This is a genomic window from Natranaeroarchaeum sulfidigenes, from assembly GCF_017094485.1.
Taxonomy (GTDB): Archaea; Halobacteriota; Halobacteria; order Halobacteriales; family Natronoarchaeaceae; genus Natranaeroarchaeum; species Natranaeroarchaeum sulfidigenes.
The window spans coordinates 394,011-419,062 of the sequence record NZ_CP064786.1 but is presented as its reverse complement, the minus strand read 5'-3'; the positions used below and the strand labels follow the sequence as shown (position 1 = coordinate 419,062).

At 61.5% G+C, this 25,052-nt stretch carries 22 protein-coding genes; 6 read left to right on the top strand and 16 right to left on the bottom strand.

Annotated features, from left to right (window positions below; all coding sequences use genetic code 11):
* Positions 1–57 precede the first annotated feature (57 nt).
* The gene (locus AArcS_RS02145; RefSeq protein WP_238478781.1) at positions 58–378 is read right to left on the bottom strand and encodes a DUF7991 family protein; all 321 of its coding nucleotides are present in this window, start codon (positions 376–378) and stop codon (positions 58–60) included.
* Positions 379–474: 96 nt separating this feature from the next.
* Here AArcS_RS02145 and AArcS_RS02140 point away from each other — a divergent pair, with 96 nt between their 5' ends.
* A complete protein-coding gene (locus AArcS_RS02140) occupies positions 475–1,500 on the top strand; it encodes a thiamine pyrophosphate-dependent enzyme (RefSeq protein WP_238478780.1) in 1,026 nt (341 codons plus the stop codon).
* Here AArcS_RS02140 and AArcS_RS02135 read toward each other — a convergent pair.
* Together AArcS_RS02135 and AArcS_RS02130 are read right to left on the bottom strand one after the other, a co-directional pair.
* The gene (locus tag AArcS_RS02135) at positions 1,497–1,892 is read right to left on the bottom strand and encodes a DUF6276 family protein (RefSeq protein WP_238478779.1); all 396 of its coding nucleotides are present in this window, start codon (positions 1,890–1,892) and stop codon (positions 1,497–1,499) included. The genes AArcS_RS02140 and AArcS_RS02135 overlap by 4 nt on opposite strands.
* Positions 1,893–1,894: 2 nt before the next feature.
* Positions 1,895–2,584 carry a V-type ATP synthase subunit D gene (locus tag AArcS_RS02130; RefSeq protein ID WP_238478778.1) on the bottom strand — a complete coding sequence of 230 codons (690 nt, stop codon included), beginning with the start codon at positions 2,582–2,584 and terminating at the stop codon, positions 1,895–1,897.
* A gap of 95 nt (positions 2,585–2,679) precedes the next feature.
* Here AArcS_RS02130 and rnhB point away from each other — a divergent pair, with 95 nt between their 5' ends.
* A complete protein-coding gene (gene rnhB / locus AArcS_RS02125; RefSeq protein WP_238478777.1) occupies positions 2,680–3,324 on the top strand; it encodes a ribonuclease HII in 645 nt (214 codons plus the stop codon).
* 1 nt (position 3,325) lies between these two features.
* Here the strand turns inward: rnhB and AArcS_RS02120 are convergent, their stop codons facing one another.
* The 11 genes from AArcS_RS02120 to AArcS_RS02070 all read right to left on the bottom strand — a co-directional run bounded on the left by AArcS_RS02120 (position 3,326) and on the right by AArcS_RS02070 (position 15,312).
* Positions 3,326–4,216, bottom strand: a complete 891-nt coding sequence (locus AArcS_RS02120; protein ID WP_238478776.1) for an NAD+ synthase — start codon at positions 4,214–4,216, stop codon at positions 3,326–3,328.
* Between the two features lie 168 nt (positions 4,217–4,384).
* Positions 4,385–6,001, bottom strand: coding sequence for a preprotein translocase subunit SecD family protein (locus AArcS_RS02115; RefSeq protein ID WP_238478775.1), 1,617 nt, complete (start codon positions 5,999–6,001; stop codon positions 4,385–4,387).
* On the bottom strand, positions 5,998–6,876 hold the full coding sequence (gene secF, locus AArcS_RS02110) for a protein translocase subunit SecF (protein WP_238478774.1): 879 nt from the start codon (positions 6,874–6,876) through the stop codon (positions 5,998–6,000). The genes AArcS_RS02115 and secF overlap by 4 nt, the downstream gene beginning before the upstream one ends.
* A 69-nt stretch (positions 6,877–6,945) precedes the next feature.
* Entirely contained in the window at positions 6,946–8,364 is a 1,419-nt protein-coding gene (locus AArcS_RS02105) for a hypothetical protein (RefSeq protein ID WP_238478773.1), read from the bottom strand.
* 70 nt (positions 8,365–8,434) lie between these two features.
* A complete protein-coding gene (locus tag AArcS_RS02100; protein ID WP_238478772.1) occupies positions 8,435–8,914 on the bottom strand; it encodes a pyruvoyl-dependent arginine decarboxylase in 480 nt (159 codons plus the stop codon).
* 31 nt (positions 8,915–8,945) lie between these two features.
* A complete protein-coding gene (locus AArcS_RS02095) occupies positions 8,946–9,929 on the bottom strand; it encodes a hypothetical protein (protein ID WP_238478771.1) in 984 nt (327 codons plus the stop codon).
* Between the two features lie 63 nt (positions 9,930–9,992).
* Complete coding sequence (locus tag AArcS_RS02090; protein WP_238478770.1) at positions 9,993–10,592, bottom strand: HTH domain-containing protein; 600 nt, start codon at positions 10,590–10,592, stop codon at positions 9,993–9,995.
* Between the two features lie 141 nt (positions 10,593–10,733).
* Positions 10,734–11,969 carry a proteasome-activating nucleotidase Pan2 gene (gene pan2 / locus AArcS_RS02085; protein ID WP_238478769.1) on the bottom strand — a complete coding sequence of 412 codons (1,236 nt, stop codon included), beginning with the start codon at positions 11,967–11,969 and terminating at the stop codon, positions 10,734–10,736.
* 120 nt (positions 11,970–12,089) lie between these two features.
* On the bottom strand, positions 12,090–13,112 hold the full coding sequence (locus tag AArcS_RS02080; RefSeq protein WP_375139627.1) for a sugar ABC transporter permease: 1,023 nt from the start codon (positions 13,110–13,112) through the stop codon (positions 12,090–12,092).
* Positions 13,109–14,071 (bottom strand): carbohydrate ABC transporter permease, encoded by a 963-nt coding sequence (locus AArcS_RS02075; RefSeq protein WP_238478767.1) that lies wholly within the window; start codon positions 14,069–14,071, stop codon positions 13,109–13,111. The genes AArcS_RS02080 and AArcS_RS02075 overlap by 4 nt, the downstream gene beginning before the upstream one ends.
* Before the next feature lie 23 nt (positions 14,072–14,094).
* On the bottom strand, positions 14,095–15,312 hold the full coding sequence (locus AArcS_RS02070; protein ID WP_238478766.1) for a sugar ABC transporter substrate-binding protein: 1,218 nt from the start codon (positions 15,310–15,312) through the stop codon (positions 14,095–14,097).
* Between the two features lie 285 nt (positions 15,313–15,597).
* On the opposite strand from AArcS_RS02070, the gene AArcS_RS02065 reads away from it, so the two are divergent.
* Positions 15,598–16,737 carry an ABC transporter ATP-binding protein gene (locus AArcS_RS02065; RefSeq protein ID WP_238478765.1) on the top strand — a complete coding sequence of 380 codons (1,140 nt, stop codon included), beginning with the start codon at positions 15,598–15,600 and terminating at the stop codon, positions 16,735–16,737.
* A gap of 190 nt (positions 16,738–16,927) precedes the next feature.
* Positions 16,928–17,539: a zinc ribbon domain-containing protein gene (locus AArcS_RS02060; RefSeq protein WP_238478764.1), complete on the top strand. Its 612-nt coding sequence runs from the start codon at positions 16,928–16,930 to the stop codon at positions 17,537–17,539.
* A 207-nt stretch (positions 17,540–17,746) separates the two neighbouring features.
* Here AArcS_RS02060 and AArcS_RS02055 read toward each other — a convergent pair whose 3' ends face one another.
* Complete coding sequence (locus AArcS_RS02055) at positions 17,747–19,822, bottom strand: DUF7997 domain-containing protein (RefSeq protein WP_238478763.1); 2,076 nt, start codon at positions 19,820–19,822, stop codon at positions 17,747–17,749.
* Positions 19,823–19,988: 166 nt separating this feature from the next.
* Here AArcS_RS02055 and AArcS_RS02050 point away from each other — a divergent pair, with 166 nt between their 5' ends.
* Positions 19,989–22,049, top strand: coding sequence for an alpha-amylase family glycosyl hydrolase (locus AArcS_RS02050; protein WP_238478762.1), 2,061 nt, complete (start codon positions 19,989–19,991; stop codon positions 22,047–22,049).
* Positions 22,050–22,150: 101 nt separating this feature from the next.
* Positions 22,151–23,224 carry a TrmB family transcriptional regulator gene (locus tag AArcS_RS02045; RefSeq protein WP_238478761.1) on the top strand — a complete coding sequence of 358 codons (1,074 nt, stop codon included), beginning with the start codon at positions 22,151–22,153 and terminating at the stop codon, positions 23,222–23,224.
* Here AArcS_RS02045 and pepF read toward each other — a convergent pair.
* On the bottom strand, positions 23,216–25,006 hold the full coding sequence (gene pepF, locus AArcS_RS02040) for an oligoendopeptidase F (protein WP_238478760.1): 1,791 nt from the start codon (positions 25,004–25,006) through the stop codon (positions 23,216–23,218). The genes AArcS_RS02045 and pepF overlap by 9 nt on opposite strands.
* Between the last annotated feature and the right edge of the window lie 46 nt (positions 25,007–25,052).

Here is a 25,052-nt window from a genome sequence, read left to right as displayed (position 1 = left end):
ATCCACAGATACCGTGGGATCGAGTAAAAGCGTTGTGATAGGCAGTTCCAGCGATGTTCATCCCGTCGTATCCGGCAACTCGACCTCGTCGGGATGGGGCATCCAGAGTAAATCGATCGTGATACCGAGCGTGAGCGGAATCCCGATCACGACGATCAGCGCCGTCGTCCGATCGGCTGCGGCGGTCCCGATGCCGAACGGACCACTGAGCAGCATCGTCGAGGCGACCAGCAACATCGGGATCAGGATCGCCGCATATAGCGCTGCACCCCAGTTGGTCGTCAACCGAATCCGGAAAAAGCGCGTGACGATCGCCGCCATCGCCGTGTGGACGACAAACAGGATGCCGTATCCGATCACCGTGCTCACTGCAACCATACTGTAGCTAGTCGCCGCTCGGCCTTTGTCCTGTCGGAAAGCGACGAGCGACAGCGGCAGGACAACCGTTTTGCCACGAGCGCGTGAGTGTGGAGTATGCACCGGGCGATCGCCGAGCGTGATGTCGCGGAGACGGCGGTGACCGAGGCCGGAGCCATCGATCTCTACCGCGAGATGGTGCGCGCCCGGACGTTCGACGACCGGGCACTCGCCCTTCAGCGGCGTGGCTGGATGAGCGGCTACCCACCCTTCCGCGGACAGGAAGCGACGCAGGTCGGCGTCGCACACGCAATGGCGGCGACCGACTGGCTGGTCCCGACCTACCGCTCGAACGCCGCCCAGATCGCCCGTGGCGTCCCGATGAGCGATCTCTTTGCCTTCCGGAAGGGCTATGCCGAGTTCCAGTCGGGCCACGATCTTCCGGTCTTCCCGCAGGCCGTCCCGATCGCTACCCAGCTCCCCCACGCTGCGGGGCTCGGGATGGCAGCACGACATCGTGGCGACGAGACGGCGATACTCACACTATTTGGCGACGGCGCGACCAGCGAGGGCGATTTCCACGAGGCGATGAACTTCGCCGGGGTGTTCGACGGTCCTGTCGTCTTCTGCTGTGAGAACAACGGCTGGGCCATCTCCCTTCCGCGCGAGCGCCAGACGGCCAGTGAGACGATCGCAGGGAAGGCAAGCGCCTACGGCTTCGAGGGGAAACGGGTCGACGGAATGGACCCTATTGCGGTCGCCGAATGCGTCGCGGACGCGCTGGCGACCGCCCGCGAGTCCGGCCCCGTGCTGATCGAGAGTCTAACCTACCGGCTCGGCGCGCACACGACCAGCGACGATCCCTCACGATACCGCGAGGACGATCTGGACCTCCCGGAGTGGCGCACCGCCGACCCCATCGAGCGCTACGAGACATACCTCCGGGAGCAGGGGCTACTTGACGACGAGACTATCGCGGAAATCCGTGAGGACGCCGACGCTGGGATCGCCGCCGCCGTCGAGCACGTCGACGCGATGGCCGACCCGGATTCCAGTGAGGTATTCGATCACGTGTACGACCGACTCCCTGCGGAGCTACGACGCCAGCGCTCGACGGTGGACTCTGCCGGGGAACAGAACTAGCCGACGAACTGCTCGACCTGCGGGAGTCGCCGTTCGAGGTCGACGTCCGGCTCCAGAGCCGGATCGGCCCCGAGACGGTCGAGTACGAGAAACACGTCGACTCCGCGGCGTTCGAGCCAGCCAACGACGCCCTCGATCGCGGCGCGGTTGTGCGCCAGCGACTCCAGCAGATGGACGAGCACGACGACGCCGACCGTAGCCTCGCTGTTGGCAGGCATTGCATCACTGAGAGCGGACACGTCGATCGAGTCGGAGGGAGACTCGTTGATGGGCGAAATCGAGAGACAGGTAGAACAGATCGCGACCCGATCGGCGGTCTCGGGGACGTGCTCACGCAGTCGCTCCGGTACCGTGGCGACAACCGTCTCGCCGCCGCAGTCCGGACAGCGCATCGCTAATCGCTCGCTTGCGGTTCTTCGAGCGCGGCGGCCTCGGCTTCGGCCTTCTCCTCTTTCTCGGCCTCTTCTTTTTTCTCCTTGATTTTCTTCATACGGAAGATCTCCTCGCGCTCTTGCTCTTCGAGTTTCTGCTCGATGTACTCCTGGTTGTCGTACAGGTCCGGAAGCAGTTTGAACTCCAGGGCGTTGACGCGGCGTTTCGTCGTCTCGATCTCGTTTAGCATCTTCTTCATCGCGGTCTCGACCTCGGCCGCGAGGATGATCGACTCCAGCAGTTCCTCGTAGGCCTCGGCGACCTCGTCGATGCGTGAGGAGGTGCCAAGCACGCCGTAGCCACGCTGGTCGAGCGTCTTTCGTACCCGGGTGGACTCGATCTGAGGAACCACGACGCCCATGATGTTTTTCGACTCCGTGGTGATCTCGGGGTGTTCGTGGAGCGCAGCGGCAGCGCCACGGACGGCCACGTCGCCTTCCATCGCCCGGGCCATGTTGATCGTCCGCTGGGCATGGTCGTAGTTCGCTTCCATATCCGCCCGGACGTCCTGTGCCTGATCGAGGATGTCCATGAACTCCATGATGAGGCCGTCACGCTTCTTTTCGAGCGTGTCGTGGCCCCGTTCGGAGAGCTCGATGCGATCCTCGATCGCCATCAGGTTCTTCCGAGTGGGCTTGACGTCTTTGGCCATTTGCTGTCCCCTAACGAACCCAGTCGGATAACTGTTACCAGATCCGTCGGCCCCGAACGAAACCGATTTGCCCACCGGCCGAGAGCGTCGAAGCGATGACGACGTTCGGTGCAGACGAGGCCGGTCGGGGACCGGCGCTGGGTTCGATGTTCGCCGGTGCCGTCGCGGTCGCGGATCTGGACGACCTCCCCGATGGCGTCGCCGACTCGAAGCAACTCACCCGAGCGCGCCGGGCCGAGCTATACGAACAGTTGTGCGAGGACGACCGGATCCGAACCGCGGTCGCGGAAATCCCGACTGGCCGGATCGACGATCCGGAGACTGACATGAACACGCTGACTGTCGAAGCACAGGCAGCGGCGATCGGGCAGGTCGTGTCGGCGGGCGACGAGGGCGTCGTCGACGCCTGTGATACCTCCGAGTCACGGTTTGCCCGGCGGGTCGCCGATGCCGTCCCGGCCACCATCGAGATCACGGCCGAACACGGCGCGGACGACGAGTATCGGATCGTCGCAGCGGCGAGCATCGTCGCCAAGGTCACACGGGATCGCCATGTCGACGCCCTGGCGGAACGCTACGGCGCGGTCGGGAGCGGTTACCCGAGCGATCCAGCGACTCGCGAGTTCCTCGAAGACTACGTCGCCGAACACGGCGAGCTTCCGGAGTGTGCGCGTGAAAGCTGGGGGACGTGTACGGACGTGCTGGCGGCAGCGGAACAGACCGGACTCGACGGGTTCTGAACTACCGATAGAACGGTTGTCTCGACCGATCGTCGTTGCGTTCACCGATGCCCGGCATCGGCGGCAGGGTCCGTTTGTGCGCCCCGTCGAGATACATCGTCGCGACGTCGTCTGCAGTCTCGACCGGAACGTCGACGCGCTCGGCGGCCGCCTCGATATCGTACTCACGATCAACGAGGAGTCGGAGCAAGCGATCGAGCGTCCGATAGCCCGCGCCGAGTTCGGCTTCGTCGGTCTGTCCCGACCAGAGACCGCCGGTCGGCGGTTTGCTGATGATCCGTCGTGGTACCCCGGCGTGGGGAGCAAGTGCTCGGACCTCAGTCTTGTACAGGTCCCCGAGTGGGAACAGATCGGCTGCGCCGTCGCCATACTTGGTGTAATATCCAAGCAGTAGCTCCGATCGGTTCGATGTCCCGAGGACGAGTAGCGATCGGGTGTTGGCTGCGTAGTACGCACAGAGCATCCGGAGGCGCGCAAGTACATTGCCGGTTGCCACCCGATCGGCGTCGTCGCCCAGCGCTGCTCCGACGACAGTCTCGAACGTTTCGAGAAGCGGTTTGAGCTGTATCTCCTGAAAGTCGATCCCGAAACCGTCGGCGATCGTCCGGGCTTCCTGTGCGTGGACGCTGTCGGTCTTGCTGGCAGGCAGGCTCAGGCCCAGTACGCGGTCACTGCCGAGCGCTTCGGCGGCGAGCGCAGCGGTCAACGTCGAGTCGATCCCGCCGCTCATCGCCACCACGACCCCTTCGGCGTTGGCGTCGACGACGGTTCGGCGGATGAACTCGACGATCTCCTCACGTGCCGCGTTGAGACCGTCCATCGTCGAAAGGAAGGTTGGTCCATCACGTTCCCCCAGATACCGATCGAACGTTTTGTTGTTTCCAGATAGCATGGCCATTCAACCACTTCAACCCAGTAGAATTCAATGAGTTTGTAGTATTTAGGACTGATCCTTGAACAACTAGTAGAGTAGAGTGTAATAGGTGTGTGAAGCGCGAACAGAGAGCAGGCTATGAAACGGGAAGACAGTGAGAAAACGCAAACGGAAGCTGATCGACGGCTACTTGTCCGTCTTGATCTTTCGCAGGATGCTCCCGTAGGCCGGACGGGTGATGAACACCCCGATCAGCACCCCAATGATCGTGATGATCGCGAAGCCGCGCAGGTCTCCGAGCGAGAGGAATGCGAGCGGACTCATCGCGATGATAGTCGTTGCTGCGGCTGCACCGATGATCCAGAACGCCTTCCGGAATCGGCTGTCGAAGACCCGCTGTGAGGAGACGTCGCCTTCGGACATCACCTCGTCGGCGATGATGATCAGGTCGTCAACACCCGTCCCGACGACGGCGATGAACCCGGCGACGTGAGACAGATCCAGCGGTAACTTGATCGCGGCCGCGAATCCAAGCAGGATCAACACCTCCGAGAGCGCGGTCAGCGACATCGGCGCGGCGACGCGTGGATCACCGTATCGCAGGAACACCATCAGAACGACGGTGAGTACTGCAAGCCCGCCAGCTAGCAAGGCGTTACTGATGAACTGGTCCGCTCGCTCCGAGGAGATGGTCTGGCTCGTCCCGTCATCGAGGTTCAGCGTCGTCGGCAGGCTCCCTGCCTGCAGGCTGACACGAATGTCCTCGGCGCTTTGCTGGTCGGGGGAGGTGGCGACGAACGTCGGGTTGTTCTGCCACGTGCCCTCGTTGAGTTGATCCGCGAGGCCCTGTGTCATGCTCAGTCCGCTGATCGTCTCGCCGTCCAGCTGGATCAGCTGACAGTAGCCGTACGGCGGTTCTCCTGCCTCGCTCCAGCCACAGGCACCGACGCCCTCTGTCGTGATGCCACTATCGACCAGTGTGGTCTGGTACTCCTCTGCGGCCTGGTCCGTTACCACGACTGGCACTCGATACTCGTCGTCCTCGCGCTGGACCTGTGAGACCGAATCGATATCGTCACGGCTGAGGACCACTTCCTCGGTGTACTCGTCCTCGTTTTCGGCGGGAGTATGGAGTACGACCTCGACGAGGTTCTGGTCACGGATCAGCTCGCGCAGGTCGGCGGTCGTCGTGCCGGGCGACTGGACGACGATGTAGTGCTGGCCCCCAGCGGAATCCTGTCGGACAGTGCCACCCTCGAAGCCGGATTCACCCATCCGTTCGTTGAGGATATCGATCATCGACTGCCGAGTTTCTTCGGTAACACCACTCCTGACCTCCGTGTTCGGCCCGGCATAGCCCGTATTCTCAACCGCGACTTCGAGGTCATCCTCAGTGACGTTCTCGTGGAACACCTCGACAGTGCGTTCGTTATCAGTCTCACCCTCGACATTCGCCTGCACGTCGCGTTCGCTGAGCTCGAGCTCGTCGTCGTTGGCAACGAGTTCCTCGTAGATTGCGCTCTCGATCTCGCTGTTCAGCTCAGTGATCGACTCGTCCTCCGTGTCGACGTCGATTCCTTCGGCTGTCGTCCCGATGACCGGCGCACGGACGCGCGCGCCGCCGGAGAGTTCTATCCCGTACTGAAGATTCGACCATTCCGCAGTCGTGTCACCCTCCTCACGTTCACCAAGGGTATCGCCGAAGCTCGCCCCTGGAACGAACAGGAAGAAACACGACAGTGCGATCAGCGCAACGAGGATCAGGATCCGCCAGTTGTTACGGACGAAATCACGCACGCTCATCGTTTGACCCCCTCGAACTTGTACCAGCGGAGCAGGCTCAGGTTGAGCAGATAGGTGTTCATCAAGTCAGCCATCAGTCCGATCACGAGCACGAAACCGATCTGCCAGAGAATACCGATCCCGAACAGATACGCGACAACTGTGAGGACGGCCATCGCGGACATCGACGTTACGGTCATCGTGACGCCAGTCTGCATTGCCCGATACGTGCTCTCGTAGAAGTCCCCGCTTCGGCGTAAGATATGATTGTTGAGCAGTATATCGGAGTCAACACTGTATCCAATCAACATCAACAATCCGGCAACAGTCGCCAGCGATAACGGGATTCCAAGCAGGTTCATCGCCGCCAGCGGAATCATGATGTCCGAAAAGGCAGAGACCACGATCGCAATACTTGGAATGAACGTTCGGAAGAGTGCAAAGGCAAGAACGGCCATCCCGAGGAACGCGGCCGTCAAGCCGTACAGCGCCGTCCGCTGGTTGTCGCTACCGAAACTAGCGGAGAACGTACTTGCCTCCTGTACGACGCTGTCGCTCCCCTCAACTGGCGATAAGTTCTCGTCAGCCTGTTGCTCGATCGCCTCGGCGTCGTCCGATCGGAACTCGAGGATCCACTGGTTGTCATGCTGTGTCGATCGGATGTTCTCGACGTCTTCTGCGAACGCTGTCTCGATCGTATCCGGGTCATCGCTCGTCTCGACGGTGAGCTCCGTACCACCCGCGAAGTCGATCCCGAGCGTCGCCGGCGCACCGGTGAAGATGAACCAGCCAATAATAACCGCAAGCGCAACCGCCAGTACGGCCAGCGGAACAGCCGCAAGCTGGCGGTTCGTGTACCGGTCGTAATCGGGCTCCGGTACATCGAACTGTCTCATATATGCCCGTGTCTCTGCGTGGGGCTTGGATAAGTTTTCTTATCTGGACTGGGACCCGCTCGCGGACCGCTAGGCCTGCACATACACCGCTTCTGTCGTCGGCAGCGAGAGCAGCCACAGCGATGCCATGGTGTAGAGCACCATCACGGCAATGAAGGGGAACTGGCTGCGAATGGCCTGAAGCCGGCCGGGGAACAGCTCGAAGGACGTCGCGTGGGCGACCCAGATGGCGAGGACGTGGCCCGCGAGGACGAACCCGATTTCGAGCAGGTCGGCCCAGCCGGGGAGGACGACCTGTGTGAACGCTGCTGGCGGCGGCGGGGACAGAGGGCTCACCATTGCCGTCCACAGCGACGGACTGAGCGCGACGAAGAAATTGAAGTAGTGTGCGAGATGGTAGCCCGCCGCGATGCCGAGCAATGGCGGGGCGAACCGAAGGGCGAGATATCGGACTGACAGATACGTCCCCGAGCGTCGACGTGCCCGCCGAGAGGCAAGCCAGTATGCGGCGAGGAAGAGTGCGTACCCACTGATGAGCAAGAACAGATAGGCAAAGACCGGCGGCAGGCCGACACGGACGAGGGTTTCGACCGTCGTCACGCCGGGTGCGGTGACGATAAATCCGCTGTAGGTGAGCTCCCAGACGAGCAAGACGACGAATGCGACACCGGAGAGGTCGGTGACGAGATCAGTCTCACCGAGGCGCGCGCCGGGCGAACGCAGTTCCCAGCCCGCGTCGCCGCGCTGGAACGGCCCGACTGCGCCATAAAACCGGAACCACAGCGAGATCGGGTCGGCCTGCCGAAACCAGTCATCGGGCGAAAAGAGGACGGCACCGGCGATCGTGTAGATCGTATAGCCGACGACGCCCCACGCCAGCACGGCCGGCGCTTCGGAGACCGGCGCGACGATCTCGATCCAGATCAGGGCCAGCAGGGCGACGACTGCGGGCCAGCGCCCCACGTTGGGGTACTCGGCGAAGCCGTTTGGCACCAGCTCAACAACCCGCCGCCACGGGTTGATAGTGGGCCAGGGATTGCCGAAGAGATAGGCGATAATCGTTAGCGCCGATCGGACCCCGACGAACACGAAGAGGACTGCGAAGCTCGCACTCCCGAGCTGGGGACCGGTAAAGCCGGTGTAGACGACGAGCACGAGCGCGAGGCCGGAGAGGAGCGCGCCCACTGTGCCGACGAGGGCAAGCAGCGTGTCGCCACGAGGGATCGACGGACGTCTCGACCAGTCGTGGTAGGCCCGGATGAACTGCCGATCGGTCATCAACATCGACAGCATCGCGGAGGCGGCGATTACCGCCCCTCCAGTTATCAGGAACAACCACGTCGGCACTGCGACCTCGCCGCGTTCGCCCTCCAGTCCGGCGACGACGTTCGAGGCCGCGACGACGTCGACGAACGCGATCAGCACGAGTACGAGTCCCACGAGTATGGCCGTCAGTCGGGTCCGTCGAGCCTGGAGACGAATCGACATCTATGAAAACTGAATTATTCGACCGACATCTAGCTGTCGTCTCGCTCTGGAGCTCGGACCGTCACGCATGTTATCCGAGCATCGACTCGCTGTGCCCGTACGTCGCCAAAACAAGCACCGTCGTGTACTCGTCGCGCGCGGCCTCTGCTTCGACGATGCGGGTTCCGGGCTCGCCGAACGTCCAGTCGCGTAATTGCTGGCCCGCTTCGATCCCATCGAGGACGCGCTGACTCGTCGTCTCCGATGGAACCCGGCCCGCTGCCTCATAGAACAGTCCGGGACCCGCTTCGCTGCGCACCCAGCCGAGTCCGGCGCTGATCGACGCTCCGTCGGTCGCGGTTGCCCGTCCCTGAACCACTGTTAGCTTGTTGCCCGCTGGCCCCAGATCGGGCGCGGTACCAGCAACTTCAATCTCGGCGTCAGCCGGGATCATCGAGGAGACGGTGACGAGGTTATAATTGTGAACGCCAGCGTCAGCCAGCGCGGCGTCGTACGACGCCATCTCCGTGGGGCCGTCACCGATGCCCCAGACGATCCGAATCGTGTTCATACCGAAGGAAGGGGATCGGACCGATAAGGCGTTACGATCCCGACTCGTCCTCGTCGTCTTCGTCCACGTCACCCTCACTCGCGCTGTCCTCGGCGACGCCGACCGATCGGGTCCCGTGTTTGCCGTCCTCGGTCACCGAAACTGACGAGGGTGCACTCTCCTCGAATTCGACCCGCAGGACGTACGCGTCAACCGACTCGTCGGCGGTACACTCGTACTCGCCATCGAGATCGACCTCGACATCGGCGACGGTTACGTCGAGTTCGTCTTCCTGCTGGTCGAATTCCAGTTCGGTTACCTCGGTCGTCTTGCAGCTACTGGAGCCGACGCCGATGGCCCCCTCGATCGTGACATCGTACGGACGGATGTCCACGGTCGGCGGTTCCTCGGCATCGTCGAAATTGCCGCGGTCGAGATCGAGCGTCACGTCGGCGATTCCCTCGGGCAACGGATCGATGCCGTGGTCCGCATCGTCGGTATCCTCGGACGACCTGTCCGTGACACCGTCGCGGTCGAACGTCGCTTCGCGGCGTTCGTCGAGCGTGTCCTCGACGGCCCGGACCGTCTCGGGAATCCCATCGTCGAAGTCGGCGGTCAGCTCGTAGGCCGTGCTCGCGATATCGTCCGTACAGATCCGTGGCTCGTCGTCGGGCGAGTCGTCTTCCGTTTCCACGTCCTCACAGACGACATCAAGGCGTGCTGCATCCGCGTCATAGTCGACTGTCGTTGCCTCGACGGTCTTGCACGTGCTGGAGCCATACGTGATCCGCCCGGTGACCGAGACGGTGTCGTGATCGAATTCGACCTGTGGTGAGTCCTCAAACTCCGCCGCGTCGATGTCGAGGCGCAGATCCCAGTCGACGAGTTCGCCAGCAATCGGAGCGTCGGCGACATCAACGCCGTTCCCACTCGCGTTTCCATCGGCACCATTGCGACCGGGATCCGGGTCTTCGACACACCCTGCCGTAATCGCGAGGCCACCAGCGACCCCGGCAAGGAGCGTTCGTCTGTTCATACAGGAAAAAGACCGTATGGCCGTGTAAAACCGCGGTTGGCTCAAATAGTCGTTTGAGCTACCTCACGGTGGTGGCTGACGCCGGAGTCCTTTCCGACGAGCACCCAGCCCGTGTTCGATCCGGTCACATTCCGGACAGACACCGATTCCCTGCACGTTGGTCAACAATTCGTCACACGCACGACATCGGTCCGGCAGCTGTCCCGGTTGCGTCGGTTCCAGCGAGAACATATCCATGCTGTCGGTTCTCAGAGCCGCTATCGCGTCGGTAACGCTGTAGCGCTCCTCGCCACGGGAGTGTGGAAAGACGTTGGACAGTTGCCCCCCAGCGTACACCGTGAGACAGATAACCGGCGTCCGGAGAATCGTTCGCCGTTCCCCGGTGAACGACGATGTCGTGGTACGTACGTCGAAGGGGGGTTGGATACTCACGTCGTGGTCATCAGCCCACGCTTCCATCTCCCGAAACGCATCGATGACTCCAGTGTACGGCGTCCGCTCGGAGAGCACGATTTTGTCGGGCCATGCGTGGACGGAGGCGCTTTGGATCATCTCGTCGGACTCGAGCTGACGAACGGTTTCGATCTTCGAGTCGATCGGCTCGACGAGCTGTGCCGGTCGGACGTAGACCGACACGTCGAGTGGTTCTGGTCCGGTGGACATTCGGTGTGTCATACTCGCCCACAAACTCGTATAACCGTAGTTGTACGATACTCACGTTCGGTTCACACAGGAGAGGTATGGAGGAGACGTAGTGGCCAGATCAGTCCGAAACCGCCGTGATTGTTGGCGAGGACACCAGGGTTAGTACGCGTAATCGACGTAGCCCGGCGACGTGATCGGCTCGCCCGCGCTGTCCTCTTCTAGCTTCTCTATGGCCGCCTCGAAGTCGCTCATCCGAACCTCCGTGCGTTCCTCGCGGATCGCAAACATCCCCGCTTCGGTCGCAACGCTGGCCATCTCTGCACCGCTTTTGCCCTCGGTTTCATCCGCGAGCTCCGTGAAGTCGACGTCATCGGCCAGATTCATCCCACGGGTGTGGATCCGGAGGATCTGTTCGCGGCCGTCGAAGTCGGGTTCTGGTACCTCGATGAGTCGGTCGAACCGGCCGGGGCGCAAGATTGCGCGGTCAAGCATATCGAAGCGGTTCGTCGCCGCGATGATTCGAACCTCGCCACGGGCCTCGAACCCGTCCATCTCCGAGAGGAGTTGCATCATCGTGCGCTGGACCTCGGCGTCACCCGACGTTTTCGAGTCGGTGCGTTTGGCCGCGATGGCGTCGATCTCGTCGATAAAGATGATAGCGGGTTCGCGCTCGGTTGCCAGCTCGAAGAGATCGCGGACCAGCCGGGAGCCCTCACCGATGAACTTCCGGACGAGCTCGGAGCCGGCCATCTTGATGAAGGTCGCGTCGGTCTCGTTCGCCACGGCCTTGGCCAGCATCGTCTTTCCTGTCCCGGGTGGGCCGTACAGCAGGACGCCACTCGGCGGGTCGATACCCGCTTCACGGAACTTCTCCGGATTGATCAGCGGCTCCTCGACAGCCTCGCGAACCTCCCGGATCTGCTCGTCGATGCCACCGATGTCGCCGTAGGTGACATCCGGTGACTCGTCGACCTCCATCGCCTGTGCGCGCGCGTCCGTCTCGCCGTCGAGGATCGTCTGAATGCCAAAGGAGTCGTTGACCGCAACGCGGTCGCCCGCGGTGAGTTCTTCCTGCATATTCGGTGGGATCTCGGTAAGAACCTCCTGGTTGTTCCCGTGTTGTTTGACGATCGCTTCACCTTCGGAAAGCTCTTCGACCGTCGCGATGTACAGCGACGACGTTTTGAGTGCCTCGTTCTCTCGTTCGAGACGATCAGCTTCGGTGCGGAGCTCCTTGCGACGTTCGTCGGCGGAGTCGAGCTGTTCGGTTAGCTCGTCGTGTACGTTCAGTATTTCTGCGAAATGCTCCCGTAACGCCTCGAGGCGCTCGGTGTCGGACATATCGGGATCCAGGTCGAGCCGGGGGCGATCCGGAAGAGAGGGACTGTGCGCCATTAGTACGAACCTTTGTTGCCCACGTTAAAAGTGCCTTTTGGGTCCGGGAGCACTGTACAGCATCGACGACCGAAGCCGAATCAAAAGTGAATCGTATGGATGGATGGACCGATGGAAGCGCTATCCTTCCATGCCGCCGAAGGACAGCCCGCTTTCGACGTAGCGCTGGCTGAAGAAGTAGATCAGCGCCACCGGCAGCGCATACACCAGTGCGTACGCCGAGAACTGCCCCCACGGCGTACCGAACTCGTCGATCAGCCGATAGAGCCCCACCGAGAGCGGATGTTTGTCCGCGCTCAGTAGAATCTGTGCCAGAATGAACTCGTTCCAGCCCGCGAGGAAGACGAAAATCAGCACGACGGCGAGGCCTGGCTTCGAGAGCGGGAGGACGATTTCCCACATCACGCGCCATCGCGACGCGCCGTCCATGATCGCCGCTTCCTCGTAGGATTCGGGGATGTTGTCCATGAACGTCTTTAGCAGCCACGTATTGAACGGGATCGCACCCGCTGCGTACAGAATCGCGACCGCCAGAAAGCTGTTCAGGATCCCAAGCTGGTTGAAAACGACGTAAATCGCGATCAGTGCTGCGATCGAGATCCCACCACCGACCTGCGTGAGCAGGACGTAGCCATACAGCGTCGGCTTTCGACCGTAGAACTCACGCCGTGAGAAGGCGTACGCGGCCGGGACGATTAGCACGAAGCTGAACACAACCGTCGGGATGACCAGTTGCAGGCTGTTGGCCAGGAACGACGAGGTGAACGCCTCCCACATACTCACGGTCGGGTCCTGAGGATTGGGCCGGAAGAAAAAGCCCGACTCGTACCAGAGCCACTCGAACGCGGCCAGGTTGTACTCCGTCGGGGAGGCGAAAAAGCCCTCCTCGTACAGGCTTGCCGCACCCGTCCCCGCGGCCAGCGCCACGTTGATCATGTAGTAGAGTGGGAACAGGATGATCAGCAGGATCGCGATCGCACCGAGCGTTGCGCCGGCTGTCAGTCCGACGTCTCGGTAGGACGCCCGGCCATCGCGGAGCGCTCTGACCGTTCCGACTACCTCACGACCCGCGCGGATCGGTGCCTTTGCGCCGTGGACGATGTCATCCTTGATCTCACCAAGGATGTTTTTACTCATACTCATTGGTCAGATAGTCCCTCCGCGAGTCGGCCTTTCTTGACGTTGATCCACATGAACATCCCGATGAAGATCAGAGCGATCACCATGATTGCAGCACCGAGCCCCATCCGCGGCGGCGACTGGAACGCCTCACGGAACCCGTACAGCAGGATGAACTCGTTTTGCCGCCGCGGACCGCCCATGTTGAAGATGAACGGCACGAGGAACTGCTGGAACGATGCCGCTCCAGTCAGGATCGACGCGAACCAGACCGGCCGTTTGATCGCAGGAAGCGTCACGTGGACGAACCGATGCAGATAGCCTGCCCCATCGACTTTCGCCGCATCGTGCAGCTCACTGGAGACGTCCTGCAGTGCACTGACGATGATGATCAGCATGAACGCGTACGCCAGCCACAGCTCCGTGACGACGTACGAGAAGAAGGCCATCCAGCGGTTGAAGAACCAGCCGATCGGCTCGGGATTCTGTCCGAGGAAGCCAGCAATGTTGATGTACACCTCGTTGACGATCCCGAAGCGTGCCGGACTGAACAACTGTCGCCAGACGGTGATCGTAAAGACCGGCGGCAGGCCAAGCGGGATGATCGCAAGCGCGCGCATGTACCGCTTGCCGCGGACGCGGTCGTGCGTGAACACGAGTGCGAGCGCTATGCTGAAGAAGATCTTGAGAACGACACTGACGAAGACGAACAGCCATGTAACGCCCATCGACGTCCAGAACTGGCTGTCCTGAACAAGTCGACCGTAGTTATCGAGCGCAATGAAATCATACGTGCCCTGAATGAGGTCCTCTGCCCCACCGGCGTTGGTAAAGGAGAGGAAGATCAGGTACATGATGGGATAGAGCATGAAGATCCCGTAGGTCAGCAACCCCGGAAGGACCAACAGCCCCGCCTGATCGTCTTTCGAGGGCAGACGCTGTGCTACCCATGACCGGTCGGCTTTTTCACTGGAGAAGCTCATGAAAGAATGTTGCTATGAGATGCTTACTCGTCGTCCCAACTGTCGCGGATGGAGTCTGCCGCGGAGGCGAACTCCTCGGCGATGTCGCCGTCGTCTGTAAGGACCGCACTGATCGCGTCCTCGAACGGCTCCCAGACCTGGTTCATCCGGGCGTCGACCGGCATCGCGACACCCTGTTCGAACGCGGACTGGAAGGCCGCGACCTCGTCCGGGAGTCCATCCTCGTCGATGTCCTGAATGACGGGGATGTAGAACTGCTCGTCGGCCCACCGCTGCTGGAACTCCTCGTTCGTGGTGTAGTACTCTCCGAACTCGATTGTCACGTCTTTCCGGTCCTCGTCCTCGTTGATCATGTCGGAGAAGTACCAGACATCGATACCGGTGTACGGAGCGGCCTCACCGCCGTCGATTGCGGGAAGCTCGGCAACCTCGAAGGTGGCATCCTCATCGTTGAAGTCGCTAACCGCCCACGGGCCGTTCATGTGGATCGGGACGTCGCCACCGGTGAACGGCGAGACCTGCGCGTCGTACTCGAGGTCACGCGGCATGTACTCGTACAGGTCCCGAACGATCTCCATCCCTTCGTGCATCTCGTCGTCCTCGAGTCCGAGGTGCGCCTCTCCGTCCTCGTCGACCTCGAAGATCATGGAACCGAATGCCTGCAGTGCCCAGCTGAACGTGTACACGTTCACGTCCTGGGAGAACCCGTACTGGCCCTGCTGTGGGTCGTGGAACTCCTCGGCGATCTCGAGGACCTCCTCGAGGGTCTCCGGTGGCTCGTCGATGAGGTCGGGGTTGTAGAACATCGAGATCGTCTCGCCTGCGGCCGGGAGGCCGACAACAGCATCGGTGCCCGGCGGCTGGACCGCCTCAACGGCAGGGGGCGTGAACTCATCTTCGAGGGTGATCGTCAGGTCGTCCGAAGCGTCCGCGAGGAAGCCTCGGTCCCAGTGGTTGCCGACCCAGTCGTGCGCCCACGACCACATTTCGGGCCCTTCGCCGGCTGCGACAGCCGTCTCGACACGGTCTTCGAGGTCACCGACCTCGGAGACGGCGATGTCGTGGTCGGTCTCGTCCTCGAACTGCTCGACCATGTCGTTGAAGATTGCCAGCTCACCTTCGCCGAGCTCGTGCCAGATGGCCATGTCGCCTTCTGGCCCGTCGTCGCCGCCGAGACAGCCTGCGAGTGCGCTTGCCGCAACAATTCCGCCTGTGCCTTTAAGTACCGTCCGTCGGTCCATATCCATGGATGAATCATTGAAGAATTATAACTTCCATTATTTAATAGTTTGGGTTTTGCTGCCGATAATGCGGACTGGCTACCCTCCCAAGCCAGTACTATTCTCCGATCGATCAACATCGAACTGTCACAACCACCAACGAGACCAGCAACGAGTCCGGGATCATCAGTTCCATAATCGTCTGGAAGACCACTGTAACGGCGCTAACAAGCAAGATGACCTATTTCGTCACACCTCACAGCGCTTGAGTAAGAGTTATACGTTCCGATACCGGCACAAATAATAATGGCAAGCATTACAGTGAGAAACCTTCGGAAGGAGTACGACCAGGGAACCGTCGTGGCCGTCGAAGGCCTCGATCTGAATATTCAGGACGGAGAGTTCATCACCGTTGTTGGCCCCTCCGGTTGTGGGAAGACCACCACCCTGCGCATGCTTGCAGGCCTCGAACCGGCCACAGAAGGAACGATACACATCGGTGACGAGGACGTCACTGACCTCCACGCGAAGAACCGCGACGTGGCGATGGTGTTCCAGAACTACGCGCTGTACCCACACAAAACGGTCTTCGAGAACATGGAGTTCGGGCTCCGGATGAGCACCGACCTGTCGCCCGAGGAGCGTCGTGACCGCGTGCGCGAAGCCGCCGAGATGATGGGAATCGAAAATCTGCTGGGCGACAAGCCGGACCAGCTATCCGGCGGACAGAAACAGCGTGTCGCGCTCGGGCGCTGTATCGTCCGTGAACCGGGTGTCTTCCTGTTCGACGAGCCGCTCAGCAATCTGGACGCGAAGCTACGGACCACGATGCGTACCGAGATCCAGCGGCTACAGGAGGAGCTCGGTGTCACCTCGATCTACGTTACTCACGATCAGGAGGAAGCGATGACGATGGGCGACCGGATCGTCATCCTCAACGATGGCGAACTCCAGCAGGTCGGACAGCCGAAAGAGGTCTACGAGAATCCGATCAACGAGTTCGTCGGTGGCTTCATCGGCTCCCCGTCCATGAACTTCATCGACGTCGAGGCCACTGCAGTCGGCGATGGGATCCGCCTCTCGGAAGTCAATGGGCAGTTCCAGTACACGCTCTCGGGCGAGTACGGCGGCGACCTCAACACCAGCCTCAGTGGACAGCGGTTCACCCTCGGCATTCGTCCAGAAAACGTGAAGCCGACCCGGACGGCGGGCGATCAGACGGTTACTACGACCGTCGAGGTCGTCGAACCGATCGGCTCCGACAACTATCTCCATCTCGATATCGGCGAGGAGTTCATTGCGCGCGTCGAGGCCGATTACGAACCGGAGACCGGCGATCAGATCGAGATCACGTTCAAAGAAGAGCACGTCCATCTCTTCTCGCCGGAGACGGGACTCGACGTCCTCACGAGCGACGAGGACAGAGTGAAAGCAACGACAGCCTGACGCGACGGCCACCCTGGCTGACTCGACTTACCTTCCGATTCACTGTTTTTGCACATAGTGGGAGCGACAGCGCTCTCCAACAGCACTCGATGCGAGAAACGTCACAACAATCGGGCCGTACTCGGGCTGTTCACAGACGGCACGAGGCGGATGCCCCGACCCTTGAGGTCGGGGAGGAAGCCGACACTCGATGAAACTCATCACACCCTCTGGAAGGGCTGACTCCCCTCCCCCCTCTACAGATGAACTTTTGATACAGTCCATTGGCAGCCGCTTCTCGGATTGGTCGCTGGATTGGCTCCACAACCGCGCCAACGATCTCATCGCGGAAGCCCAAGCCACGGATGTGGACGGCATCATTTTCGAGAACCTCGATCACATCCGCGAGAACATCGCTACTGGTTCGAAGTTTCAGCAGTGGGCCTACGCGAAGTTCGTGGAACTCGTGGAGTACAAGGTTGAATCCACGGCGTTGTTCGTGGATACGGTGAACCCTGCGTACACGAGTCAACGGTGTTCGAACTGTGGATTTACCCACGAGGACAATCGTGACGACAAACAGTTCGAGTGCGTGGATTGTGGGTATGAGGTGAATGCGGATTACAACGCGGTCGTCAGACTGTGTCTGACGGGCAGCAAACGCGAAGCGTTTGCCACGGCGAAGAACATTGCGAGTCGGTATTGCGGGTATATCCATCGCGGGCAGAAGTCTCGCGGTGGATGGGCCACCAGTCAACTGGCCCTCAAGTCAGGGACGTTGAACGTGAACGGCGATTACACGCCTGCCGAGTTACTCGGTTAAAACGGGAGTCCACTGACAAGCCTCGGGGTCGTACGGAAATCTCTGATTTCCGTGATGACGAGACGCTCTGCGTCTCGAACCACTTGACCCCGAGGCGGTTGACTCTCGCCAATGACCGGTGTCCACTGAACTCGCTCCGGGCAAACACCGCGAACCACTCACTGAGGAAGGGGGCTCAGCGCCTCAATCAGCTAAGAGTAAACGCTATCAGTCGTCAGCGAGCGTCGCCTGTCGAGGGTCCTTACCCGACATCGCCGTAAGCTCGGTCTCGGTTGCGAGCCGAAGCGCGTGAGGCCAGCCAAGCGGTGTCGCACAGTCGGGTGTGCCGTCGTCGAAGAACTGCTCGGGCAGATACGTCGATTCCAGACAGAGCGGACCGTCCGGGCGGATCGCCTCCATGAGATCCTCCGCACACTCGGCCAGTTCGGAGGCCTCCTCACGGTCGTACTCTTCGAGGAGGCGCGCGAGTTTTGTCGCGGAGTTCGCACCCCAGGCAGTCGAGACCGTCCAGATCTTCTCGTCGGCCTGTTTGCGCATCCGCCACTCGTCCCCCTCGAACCGGAAGAGACCGCGAACGTCACTTTCCTCGGAGTCCCGATAGAGCCCCTCGATCGTCGTCGAGAGGTGTGAAGCGAGCCGATCGAGTCGCTGGTCGTCGATCTCACCGATCGCCGCGTAATCGTGATGAGCCCCGGCCAGTGCGAGCGCACTGGAATCGAGCCGTTCGTCGAGCTCGCCATCCTGCAGGCGGATCGCATACGCACCCCGCTCGGGCATCCAGAGCTCGTCGATCGCGTCGTAGACTGCATCGGCCTGCTCGGCCGCGTGTGCGGCAAGCTCGTCGTCGACCGGTGCACGAGCAACGGCGGCGTACGCGTGCAGGAAGGTCGCAGCTGTGTGTGCAAACTGTCCGGTCATGTTCTCCCAGGCGTTCTGTGCCGTCTGTGGGAGCCCGTCGTCGTCGAGCGTGTCGTCGAGCCCGTCGATCGCGTCGGTGATGATCTCCTCGACCTGCGCCGGATCAGTCGGCGAACCGACCCGGAGATACGTCGCGAGGAAGGAGACGACGCTGCCAGTCTGGTCGGCCTGATAGTCCGATCCGTCCTGTGGTCCGTCGTCGGCGTCGACGCCCTCACGCTCCTTGCCGGCCTCGATGCGGCCGTGAGCCCACCCCGGCGCGAGCGAGCCATCACAGGGCCAGACCCGGTGGGGCCAGGTTCCGTCAGGTCGCTGCGTCTCGGCGTAAAACTGCGTGCTCGCTTCGTGCCACGCGGAGAGATCGAGATCGGTCCGCATGTCGGCTTCGAGCAGGAACCGAGAAATCTCGGCGTCATCACGGAACCACGTGTACCCGTACCCACCGGAGTAGGTGTAGGTCGGATCGAAGTCCGGCCCGGCGATTCGCCCACCGGTGTGGGTAGAGAGCAAGGACAGCACCCGGAGATCGTCCGTCGGGATCCGCTCGTCGTCGAGCCCGGAAGACCAGTCAGGCATCTGTGCGCGTCCCGCTTCGAGCACCGTCTCGCTGGAGTCATAGCGCGTCGCGAGCGATGTCACTTCGTCAAGCGCATCGTTCTGTGGGGTCTCGGCGATCTCTGTCAGCAGTGATACGACCGTTACACTGCCGTTCTCGAACGGAATGGCCGCGAAGGCGGTGCCGCCAAGCTTGTTCTGCTCGTAGCGACCGTCGTCGACCGCACGGGGGAATTCTACCGGTCCGTCCTCGTCTAAGACCTCTTCGATCTCCTCGGGAACCTGCCCCAGTAGCGTCTCGAACTCGGTCGAAGCGGCGAGATAATCGTGTTCACGCCGGTGATGCACTTGGAGGGCATCGGGGTGCGTGAGCTGTCCGACGCGGGTTGATGTCGCTTCGGGCGCGAACGTGACCGAAACACAGAGCTCGGCGTCTTCGGCTCCGTCGATCTCGACGTTCGTGACGTGAGCGCGATCGAGCGTCAGGTCGCGTTGTCGGATCATCACCGAGCCGTCGGTAAGCTCGGTCTCGACAACAGCGGTCCCCTCCGCGTAGCTCTGGGCCTCGGTATCGAGTTCATCGAACCAGGTGATCTCCCCAGCAGTCCGCAGGCCGAAGCTGAGAGATTCGATACCGGCGAGACCGGTCAGTGGGTACGAGAAGTCACGCAGCGAGCCGTCACGGTCGACATGAACGAGCCTGCTGTCGATGCCCGAGAACATACCTGTAGTCGACCGGCGCTCACCGGGGAACTTCGTCTCGCTACCGAGAGTCTCCTTGTAATCGCGAAGCGCAGTCCTGAGTTTCATTACCTGCTAAAAATCCACCCAGAGATATAAATATTGTTGAAATAGTAATTCACAGATAGAGGCCCTGAGCGAGCGGCCAACGTTATTTAAGCTCCGTTCCAACGCTCAACTGGCGTGCCACAGCTGATGCGATTCGTTTACTTGGGTGGGGCGGGAGTGGCCGTATATGACCGATCCAGGCCCTCCACGTACGACGACAGTAGGCGATTCGATCCAGCTGGCTCCGTGGAATCCCGACCCTGACGAACGCTATCACTGGCGTATCGAGTCGGCACCCGAGGGAAGCGAGGTGGTACTCGATGATGGCCCAGTAGTCGAGCTGTGTCCCGACGTAACGGGCACCTACGAGTGTATCCTGTCCGCTCCGGACGGCGAGCACACCAAGCGAATCCGCGTATTCGAGGACGACAGCCGCCCGGCACGGTTCGAGCTACCGGTTGACGAATCGCCCGTCGCACCCGATGACGACGGTGAACTGGTGATTCATGGCCCCTTTAACGAACACATTGTCGGTCCCGAGCGTCCCCGACTCGACGGTGACAAATACGTGTACGAGACCGACCTCCCCCCGGGCGAGCATATGCACTTTTTCGGCGACCCCGACGGAGACGTTCGGGCGATCCGGGACAAACTCACGGTACCCGGTCCGGGTAAACCACGGGTTCGGCTCGACGCCGAACTCACCGATGAGGACGTCGTTCTTACCGCCACGGCGCGCGCACCACCCACTGACGAGTACGCCGACAGCGACGTCGACGTGGAGTTCTACCTCGACGACCGGGATGGAGTCGACCGCACCGCGCTCTCGGTGACGGGCCACGAAGCCCGACTCCCACGCTCGGCAGTTGATGGCGAGGTTCGTATCCATGCCGTGCCGGTCGCCGAACGCCATGGCGTCGCCGACTACGTGCGGATCGACATCGATTCCGAGACCGTCACGCGGCCGAACGAGCCGCCGGAATGGGCCGAGTCGGCGACGATCTACGAGGTGTTCGTCCGGGAGTTCGCGGGGGGCCGCCTCGATACGACGTTCGAGCGTATCGAGGAACGCCTCGACTATCTCGACTGGCTGGGTGTCGACTGTCTCTGGCTGACCCCGGTGCTGGAAAGCCCGACCCGTCACGGCTACCACATTACCGATTATTTCGATACCGCAAGCGATCTCGGCACCCGCGAGGAGTTCGAGGCGCTGGTCGATGCGTGTCACGACCGCGGAATCCGCGTGGTCTTTGACCTCGTGATCAATCACACTGGGGCCGACCATCCCTACTTCCAGTTGAGCGCGGCGGGCGTCGACGGCTACCGGGAGTGGTACGAGTGGGAAGACGGCGAACCACGACACTATTTCAACTGGTCGACGATCCCGAACCTCAACTTCGAATCGCTCGCAGTTCGCCGGTTCCTGCTCGACGTGGTCGACGAGTGGGCCCCAGTCGTCGACGGCTTCCGGACCGACGTTGCGTGGGGTGTACCCCACAGCTTCTGGAAAGAGCTCCGCGAGCGGATCAAACGGGACGATCCCGAGTTCCTGCTGCTCGACGAGAAGATCCCCCACGAACCGGAGTACCACGAGGCCGAGTTCGACCTGCACTACGATACGACGCTGTACCGGCAATTACTCGACGTGGGCCGAGGCGACGCGCCAGCCGAGTCATTGCTGGATGTCCCGGATCGGATCGCAGATGCCGGATTCCCCGAGTACGCCCTCCAGATGCGCTACGTCGAGAACCACGACGAGGAGCGCTATCTCGAACAGTGTGACGAGGCGGCGCTCCGGGCAGCGGTCGCCACGACCCTGACGTTCCCGGGCGTCCCAATGGTGTACTACGGACAGGAGCGCGGGATGACTGGTTATCGAGACCGGATGGCCTGGGTCGACGGCGACGACGAACTGACAGCATTCCATCGACGACTGCTCCGAACCCGCGACGAGGAACCCGCGCTCCGTGGGGGCGATGTGACCCGCGTGGAGTGGGACGTTGTCGACGGGGACCACGGTCGGGTTGTCGCGTTCGAGCGCGTTGCCGATGCAGGAGACGACGAGGAGTCGCTCGTCATCGCGCTCAACTTCGAGGCGGAGCCAGCAGTCGTCGACCTTCCCACGATCGAGCCGACCGATCTTCTCACCGGCGAGGATGTCGAGGTATCGACCAGCGAGAGAGACGAGGGTACCGACGGAGTCCGGGTGCGCGTAGAGGATGCTGTCGTCTGTCGGCGACCAAAATGAACGGTTGATTCGTTTGGGACTTCGGCGCTGGCGACCACTGACGTCCGAGTCGGTACCGTGCTGGCCGATCAGCCGGAAGCCGCCTATCTTTAAGTTGGCTGATGAGCAAATACTTCACAGTTAATATGGATGGACGGGGACTCGAAGACCTGCTAGAACAGTTCGGCCTATCCGAAAAAGAGATCGACACGTATCTGGCGATTCTCGAGCGCGGCGAGGCGAAGGCAAGCGAGATCGCCGATGAGGCGGATGTCTCGAAACGATACGTCTACAGTATCAGCGAAGAGCTCGACGAGCGGGGCTTCGTCGAGGTCAAAGATCACGAAGTACCGACGAAGATACGCGCAATCGCTCCAGAGGACGTCATCGAGCAGCTCTCGGGGACGCTCGACACGATGGAGCCAGAACTCGAACGGCGGTTTACCAGCACCGAGGAGTCGATCAAACAGTTCGAGGTGATCAAGTCCCGGTCGACAGTTCTCAAGCGGATCGAGACGCTACTGGAACGTGCCGAAGAAGAGGTGACGCTGATCTTGCCTCCCTCGTTGCTGTCCTCGCTTCGTTCGACGCTCGTCGAGACGGTCGAGCGGGACGTGATGGTACTGCTCCTTCTGAGTGGACCCGAAGCCGAAGAGACGCCGGTCGAACAGCTCGACGGTGTCGCCAGCGCTGTGCGTTCCTGGCAGGCCCGCGCCCCGATGATCATCACCGTGGATGCGGAGTTCGGACTGATTGCCCCGAACGAGATGCTGTCGGCGTCGAACGCCGAGGCAAACGCCATCTCGCTCGTCCAGCAGCAACTCGTTCCGGTGATCGTCGGGTCGTTCTTCGGTAACTACTGGCCGATCGCCAGAGAACTTTATGTCGGCGGGCCGATCGAGCTCCCCAAAACGTTCACGAGCTTCCGTCACGCCGTCTTGCAGGCCGCGCTACGGTCGAATCAGGGAGAGACTGTCACGGCAATCGCTACGGGGCGGACGGTCGGGTCGGAAACCGACACGGAGACGATCCAGGGACCGATCGTCTCGGTCCGGCAGGGGATGGTCAAACCGGCGACGAACTCGTTCCCGGTCGAAAGCGCGTTCACACTCGACGACGACGGGGAATCGGTCTCCGTGGGAGGGAGCGGCGCGTTCATCGAGGACTTCGAGGCCGAGACGGTCAGATTAGAGTAGTGCCTCGAACTCCGCTAAGTGCTCGTCGTACGTCGAGAGTGCAGCTTCTATCGGGTCGGGCGAGGACATATCGACGCCCGCATCGGCGAGCAGTTCGAGCGGGTACTGGCGCGAGCCCTGTTCGAGGAAGCCGAGATACCGGTCAACAGCTGGCTGGCCCTCCTCGACGATACTGTTGGCGAGCGCGACTGCCGCGCTAATCCCCGTACTGTACTGGTAGACGTAGTAGGCCCGGTAGAAGTGGGGGATCCGCATCCACTCCCGGGCGATCCGGTCGTCGATCGCCGCGGGCTCGTAGAACTCCGCCTTGAGGTCGCCGTACAGTTCGTCGAGCCGGTCCGGCGTGAGCGCGCCGCCGTCCTCGACGATCTCGTGGGCCCGATGTTCGAAGTCCGCGAACATGGTCTGTCGGTACAGCGTCGACCGGAAGCGTTCGAGATACTCGTTGAGGATGTGTCGTCTGAGCTGTGGGTCTTCGACGGTATCGAGCAGATGGCGAGTGAGCAGGGACTCGTTGACCGTACTCGCGACTTCCGCGGTGAAGATCTCGTAGCTGCTGTAGACGTAGGGCTGGTTTTCGCTGGTGTACTGCGAGTGCATCGAATGGCCCAGTTCGTGGGCCAGCGTGAACATCGAGGAGACGTCGTCCTGATAGTTCATCAGGATGAACGGCTGGGTGTCGTACGTACCGCCGGAGTACGCCCCGCTCTGCTTTCCGCGATTCTCGTAGACGTCGACCCAGCGCGAATCCAGTCCCTCCGCGACGCGGGACTGGTACTCCTCGCCGAGCGCGCCCAGCGCCTCGACGACGTGCTCGCGGGCCTGCTCGTACTCCAGATCGGGGCTCTCGGTCTCGGTCATCGGCATGTACAGATCCCACATCCGGAGCTCGTCGACGTCCAGCGCCCGACGTTTCAATTCGGCGTGGCGGTGGACTTTGTCGAGATTGTCACGAACCGTCTCCACGAGGTTGTCATAGACCTCGACGGGGACGTTCGGGCCGTCCATCGCGGCCTCACGAGCCGTCTCGTAGTTGCGCGCGCGAGCGAGTTTCACGTCGGCTTTCACGCTGTTACGATAAGATGTCGCCACCGTATTGCGAATCCCCTCCCACTCGTCGTAGAACTGTTCGTAGACCTCGCGGCGGAACTCGCGGTCGGGATCTTTCTGCAGATTGGTGAAGTTCGCCAGCGAGATCTCGACGGCCTCACCGTCAGGGTCCTCGACGGTCGGGAACTCCACGTCGGCGTTCGTGAGGATGTTGTATATCTCGCCGGACGCGCCAGTAACCTCCGAGAGATCCGCGAGCAGTCCCTCGATCTCCGCCGAGCGGGTGTGCTCGCGCATCCGGACCACGTCGTCGATGTAGTGCTCGTAGACGTCGAGTTCGGGCTCGGAGTCGATCAGGGCGTCGAGTTCATCGTCGTCGAGAGACTGGAGTTCCGGCTCCAGAAAGCTTGCTGCACTGGAGGCGTCGGCCGCGAGCGACTGCGAGCGCGTCGTCATCGCCTGATACTCCTGATCGCGGGTATCCTCGTCCCGGCGCATCCGCGCGTACGCGGCGATCTGCTGGACGTCTCGCATCACCGACTCGTATAGCTCAAGAAACTCCAGCAGGATCGTACCGTCCTCGACGACCTGCCCCTCGTAGCTCGCCAGATCGTCGATGCGCTCCTCGACCGTCTCGTAGGCTGCCTCCCACTCCTCGTCGGTTGCGTAGATGCTTTCGAGATCCCACTTGTACTCCTCGTCGATCTCCGAACGGTCCGGTACGGAACTCATTCTGCTGGGTAGTTCGGCGCGATACGTCAAAATTCTGTTGCCAAGG